Genomic DNA, 5,197 nt, shown 5'->3' with positions numbered 1-5,197 from the left:
GGGAGATGGTGAACCCACTCTCGTGCGGAGGAACACGACCGTTGAGAGAAGTGGTGTGTGCGTAAGCGCAGATCCGCGAAGCGTCTCCGTTCACCGCAAGGTGTCCCGAAGGGAAGGAGAAACCCGAAGGGGGGGGAACAAGGAGAATTTTAATCTTTAACCTTCGACCTTTAACCTTTAACCTTCGACCTTTGACCTTTAACCTTCGACCTTTAAAAATGTATTTAGGTATAGATTTTGGAACTTCTGGTGCTAGGGGTATGGCGATCGCCTCTGCTGGGAATGTTGTAGCGGAGGTCAGATTTCCTTTTGATGCGTCTTGCGAGACTAATTTAACAAAATGTTGGCAAACTGCTTTATTTAGTCTTTTAGAGCAAATTAACCCAGAATTACGCCGAGAAATTACCCGCATTGCTATCAACGGTACTTCTTCCACTGTGTTGTTGTGCGATGCTGTGGGAAATCCCGTTGGTGAACCTTTGCTCTACAATGATGCACGGGGAGCGATGATGAGAGAAAAGTTAAAAAATATCGCACCGCCAAATCATACTGTATTAAGCGCTACTTCTAGCCTTGTAAAGCTGTTGTGGATGATCCAGTTACCTTCGTTTACAAAAGCTAAATATTTTTTACATCAAGCAGATTGGTTAGGATTTCTCTTGCATGGAAAATTGGGTATTAGTGACTATCACAATGCTTTAAAACTGGGTTATGACGTAGAAGCGTTGCAATATCCAGAATGGTTTGACAAACTGCAAATCCCAATTCATTTACCACAAGTGACAATTCCAGGAAATGCGATCGGTGAATTGCGTTCCGATATTGCTGCAAAATACAATTTTCCTAAAAACTGCGTGGTATGTGCGGGTACGACAGATAGTATTGCGGCATTTCTCGCTAGTGGAGCAAATTCTCCAGGTGAAGCGGTGACTTCTTTGGGTTCCACATTAGTTTTAAAACTGTTGAGTCGTACTCGTCTAGATAATTCCCAATACGGAATTTATAGTCATCGTTTTGGAAATTTATGGTTAACTGGGGGTGCTTCTAATACTGGAGGTGCTGTATTAAAAGAATATTTCACTAACGATGAATTAGAAAAATATAGCCGTGAAATTGATCTAACTAAACCTAGCAAATTGGATTATTATCCGTTATTAAAATCCGGAGAACGTTTTCCGATTAATGACCCAAATTTACCTCCTCAATTAGAACCGCATCCCGATAATTCAGTTAAATTTTTACATGGTTTATTAGAAAGTATGGCTCGAATTGAAGCGCGGGGATATGAGTTATTACAACAACTTGGTGCAGATAATTTAAGTTGCGTTTATACTGCTGGTGGTGGAGCAAAAAATCACGTATGGAGTGAGATAAGAAAGCAATATTTAGGAGTTCCGGTAGTTTCTTCTACAAATACAGAAGCAGCTTATGGTAGTGCTTTACTAGCTATGCGAGGACTATAAAACAGTGAACGGTTAATATTTCAAAGGTATTTTTAGGAATTTAGATATAGTTTTTGCAATTTTAAAAGACTTTTGAGATGTTGCAAAATAACCTATATCTACATACTTATTAGATTTAAAATATAGTCTAACCAAGTAATTTTTATCATCATCGCGATTAAGACTATTCCTTTTAATACCGATAAAACGAATATTTCTTAAAGGATATTCAGCTATGTATACTTTATTAGCAAATAGTTCCATCCGTTTGTGAATAAACTTATTAACATTGGTATTGATTGCAAAGTAGTTAGATTCGCTAGTATCAAAACGGATTAATAATATCCCAGGAATTAATAAAACTAAGGTAAATAAGATTAAACTTAACTTAATTTTTAAATTATCGGAACCGGACAGAACCCAGAAAAATCCTCCCATAATCAATAAATTGAGAATCAATAAACGAAAAGAGAATTTTCTGCGATTTCTCACCTGTTTTAAATCACTTAATACCAGCAGACTAGCTGTCTTTTTTACAACTTTCATTGACAAGTAGCCTGTTTCTACTCGTAAGTATTTTTCCTGAGTTATAACTCAGAAATTATATCTTGTAAAATAATACCTAAAAATATTAGTTGAATTTGATACTGGTAATACGGTTAAGAATAATTGATTAAAAAACCGCAGAGACGCAGAGGACGCAGAGGAAGAATTAGGAAGAGAGAATGATGCGTTTTATTCCTTGTTTTAGGATAGGAACATTGAAGTTTATGAGTAATCCGAGAGGTTTCTGAGTCGTTTTTAGGTAAGAAATAACTTGGGCTTCATGCTTTGGTGCTAACTTTTCTATAGCTTTCAATTCCACAACTAAAACATCATTAACTAAAAAATCTAATCTTCCTTCACCAACAGGATGTCCTTTATAACTTACAGCTATAGGAAATTGATTGCGATAAGGTATTTTACGTTGCGAAAATTCTATAGCCAAAGCTTCTTGATAAACCGACTCCAAAAAACCCGCACCCAAAACTCTATGTACCTCAATAGCAGCCCCAATCACACCATAAGTCAACTGCTCCAACCCATCAAACTCTCTCATATTCTCTTCCTCAGCGCTCTCTGCGTCTCTGCGGTTTTTTATCTTTCCCTAGTATTCCCCGCAAAAACCCCAAACTCACTCCTCTCCCAAACACTTCAACCCCAACAAACCAGCACCATAAACAGCTTCAAACCTCGGAAAAACCACCTTAACTTCCGAAAAATCCCGATTAATACAGCTTACAAACCTCTCCCACATCTTGCATTTACTTTTCCAAACACTTCCCGTAGTTACTACTTCTAAAAAATCTCCCTTAACAAAAATCCCATCAATAACAGTTACCGTAGCTTTCACCAACTCTTCCACAGCATCATCAAATATTTTATTCGCGACTTGATCGCCTAATACTGCTGCATTATCAACAATTGGAGCTAAAGCAGCTATTTCCTTTACACCCCATCCTCGTCGATAAACTACTTCTACTAATTCTTCTATATTATTTAAATCAAGATAATTTTGAAAATCTTCTACCAAACTAGTAGAAATTGCCCGTCCATCATAAGCTTTCAAAACCGCTTGCATTCCCGCAACTGCGATTTTATAACCTCCACCTTCATCACCTAAAATATATCCCCAACCACCGACTCTTTTAGTTTCTCCTTGATGATTTCTACCGAAAACTATCGAACCAGTTCCCGCAGCAACAACAATTCCCACATCATTACCAATTCCACCTACCAAAGCAATTAATGCATCGTGAGAAATAATTATATTTTCCGGTTTTATATTACAAATTATCGGTATATCTTTAATTATTTTCTCTACTACTTCAATATCTCTCGAACGTCCGACACCTGCTAAACCCAAACAAATCGCGTCTATTTGCAGATTATCTGTGTTAATTATTGCTTTATTAATAACAGATTCTATCGATTTTTTTGCAGCTTCGATTCCCACGCTTTGATAATTTGAGGAACCAGCTTCACCGCGTCCTAAAATTTCACGTTGATCGCTCATTAAAACGCAAACTGTTTTACTTCCACCGCCGTCTATTCCTAAAACGTAAGACATAGAATTTTAGATTTTATATTTTAGGTTCGTAATCAGGGTTTTAACCCTTTCTTTGTGAGGGCTAAAGCCCTTACTACAAACCTTTTTAAGCTTGACTCCTTGTTTATTCATCCAAAGGAATAAAAAAGATAGTCGCCATACCAGGAATAGTTAATAAACAAACGATAACAAAAAACATTGGATAACCAACTGATTGTTGAATTTGACCACTAATTGCACCGGGGAGCATCAAACCTAATGCCATTAATCCTGTAGAGATAGCAAAGTGAGAGGTCTTATATTCACCTTTACAGATGTACATTAAGTAAACGGTGAAAGCTGTAAATCCCAAACCGTAACCGAATTGTTCTAGGGAAACTAAAGGATAAACTAATTCTAATGGTGGTTTAGCATAGGCCATGTAAACATAAAATAAATCTGGTAAATTCAATGCCAAAGCCATTGGTAGCAAGCATTTTTTTAATCCATATTTAGCAATTACTAATCCACCTAAAATACCACCGCTAATTAACGAAATTACACCAACTGTTCCGTATACTAAACCGAACTCCGAGGTAGTCAAACCCAAACCACCAGCAGTTCTTTCATCTAATAAAAACAAAGTGGCTATTTTTACTAACATAGCCTCACCCAATCTATAAAGTAAGATAAATGCTAAAATAGCGATGATATTACGTTGAGCAAAATACGATCGAATAACTGTTACGAATGGAATATCATTTCTTGTAGATTCAGATTGTCTTCTATTTTTTACCTCCGGCTGTGGGAGAATAAATAGATGAAATATAAAAAGTATGGCAAAAATAAAAGATGCGAATCCAATGGTAATACTCCAACTTAAAGGAATATTTTCGGTGGACTTTTCTAAACTTCCTGCTAAATATACTAAAAACCCCGTACTGAATATAATTGCTAGTCGATAGGATAGAGTGCGAATCCCCACAAAAAAAGCTTGTTTCTTTTCACTTAATGCCAACATATAAAAACCATCTGTGGCAATATCATAAGTCGCAGAAATAAATGCTCCGACTAACAGTATTACTAAGGAAAGAGAAAAGAAACTTGATGTCGGTAGCTGAAAAGATAAAGCTAATGTAGCCAAACACAAGCACATGGCAAATTGCATGGTCAGCAGCCATCTTCTTTTGGTAGAATAAATATCAACTGCTGGACCCCAAAACATTTTGACAACCCAAGGAAGGTTAATTATGCTCGTCCAAAACGTAATTTGAGCGTTATCAATTCCTAAGTTTTTATAAAAAACTACGGATACCGCATTAATAATCATATACGGCATCCCTTCAGCAAAATATAGGCTGGGAATATAAGCCCAAGGCGAAGTAAATTTACTTTTCGGTTTATCAGTTTGAGTTGTCATAGTTGCAATTAACTAATTTTTTATTTTTATGTGTACGATGGAAAGAGATGTGAACTTCTCAGACGTAATTTGAAGATAGCTTGTTGCCATAATTCTGAGTAGAGTACAGCAAATCTACATTACAAAATTTGTCTACTGTTATGAATTAGATATAATCTTAATAATTTATTACCGCCAATTACTTAGATACTGATGGTATTCTTTGCATAATTGTATTTTTTAGTCAATATTTGTTTATACAAGTATACGAAACTGCGTTTAACTTTC

Annotated in this window: 5 protein-coding genes; 1 reads left to right on the top strand and 4 read right to left on the bottom strand. The window is 36.2% G+C overall.

All coding sequences use genetic code 11. The annotated features are described in order from the left end of the window. Positions 1-218: 218 nt before the first annotated feature. Positions 219-1,463 carry an FGGY-family carbohydrate kinase gene (locus VB797_RS18160; RefSeq protein ID WP_323239130.1) on the top strand — a complete coding sequence of 415 codons (1,245 nt, stop codon included), beginning with the start codon at positions 219-221 and terminating at the stop codon, positions 1,461-1,463. 12 nt (positions 1,464-1,475) lie between these two features. Here VB797_RS18160 and VB797_RS18155 read toward each other — a convergent pair whose 3' ends face one another. The 4 genes from VB797_RS18155 to VB797_RS18140 all read right to left on the bottom strand — a co-directional run bounded on the left by VB797_RS18155 (position 1,476) and on the right by VB797_RS18140 (position 4,930). Next, positions 1,476-1,988 (bottom strand): hypothetical protein, encoded by a 513-nt coding sequence (locus tag VB797_RS18155; protein WP_323239129.1) that lies wholly within the window; start codon positions 1,986-1,988, stop codon positions 1,476-1,478. 166 nt (positions 1,989-2,154) lie between these two features. After that, complete coding sequence (locus VB797_RS18150) at positions 2,155-2,541, bottom strand: GxxExxY protein (protein WP_323239128.1); 387 nt, start codon at positions 2,539-2,541, stop codon at positions 2,155-2,157. Between the two features lie 75 nt (positions 2,542-2,616). Next, positions 2,617-3,552, bottom strand: coding sequence for an N-acetylglucosamine kinase (locus VB797_RS18145; protein WP_323239127.1), 936 nt, complete (start codon positions 3,550-3,552; stop codon positions 2,617-2,619). Between the two features lie 103 nt (positions 3,553-3,655). After that, positions 3,656-4,930 (bottom strand): MFS transporter, encoded by a 1,275-nt coding sequence (locus VB797_RS18140; RefSeq protein ID WP_323239126.1) that lies wholly within the window; start codon positions 4,928-4,930, stop codon positions 3,656-3,658. Positions 4,931-5,197 lie beyond the last annotated feature (267 nt).

Origin of the sequence: Rivularia sp. UHCC 0363, assembly GCF_034931125.1 — a bacterium.
Lineage (GTDB): Bacteria > Cyanobacteriota > Cyanobacteriia > Cyanobacteriales > Nostocaceae > Rivularia.
This window is presented reverse-complemented; position numbering and strand designations above follow the sequence as displayed.